1 protein-coding gene and 1 pseudogene are annotated in these 705 nt (G+C 47.1%); one reads left to right on the top strand and one right to left on the bottom strand.

Features of this window, described 5'->3' with window-relative positions:
* Window positions 1-378, top strand: a pseudogene (locus R7Q48_RS27445) (acetoacetate--CoA ligase); the annotation flags it as partial.
* A 52-nt stretch (window positions 379-430) separates the two neighbouring features.
* Here the strand turns inward: R7Q48_RS27445 and R7Q48_RS27440 are convergent.
* Window positions 431-705 (bottom strand): IMP dehydrogenase (locus R7Q48_RS27440; protein ID WP_318133415.1); only part of this gene is annotated, 275 nt, incomplete at its 5' end.

Genomic DNA, 705 nt, shown 5'->3' with positions numbered 1-705 from the left:
ACAGCAGAAATCTATCAACAAGTGAACGCGCTATCGGGTATCGAAGATTCGATTGCTGTCGGTAAGTTGAGCCAGCAATCTGAAGAGATCTGGTTATTCGTCAAATTAAGCCAAAGTGTTGAGTTAACGCCACAACTGACTGACTTGATCCGCCAAACGTTGAAAACGAAGTGCTCACCGCGACATGTCCCGCGCAAGATCTTCGCACTCAGTGACATTCCACGAACGCGTTCCGGCAAAACGGTTGAACTGGCAGTAAAGCAGGTCGTGAATGGTCAGACAGTTAAAAATATCGGTGCAATTGCGAATCCTGAAGTTTTGGAAGAGATAGCGGCAATTGCCGTTGAAACACAGCCAGTACTGACCAATGCGCTATAAAAAAGAGCCGCTATTGCGGCTCTTACTATTTCAATTTATTCGAAGTTTTAAATTACTTCTCTTTACCGAATACGTTGTTCTCTTGCTCTTGTACGCGGATGAAAGTCGTACGCTTCGTTAGTTCTTTAAGCTTCGCTGCGCCTACGTAGGTACAGGTTGAACGCACACCACCAAGGATATCTGAGATCGTGCCGTGAACGCTGCCACGGAATGGCAATAGTACGGTTTTACCTTCAGCGGCACGGTACTTAGCCACACCACCAGAGTGCTTGTCCATCGCCGACTGAGAAGACATGCCGTAGAACTTCATGAACGTCTCACCGTCTT

The sequence above is a fragment of the Vibrio sp. 378 genome, assembly GCF_033339435.1.
The sequence above is the reverse complement of the archived record's forward strand: the minus strand, read 5'-3'. Positions and strand labels throughout refer to the sequence as shown.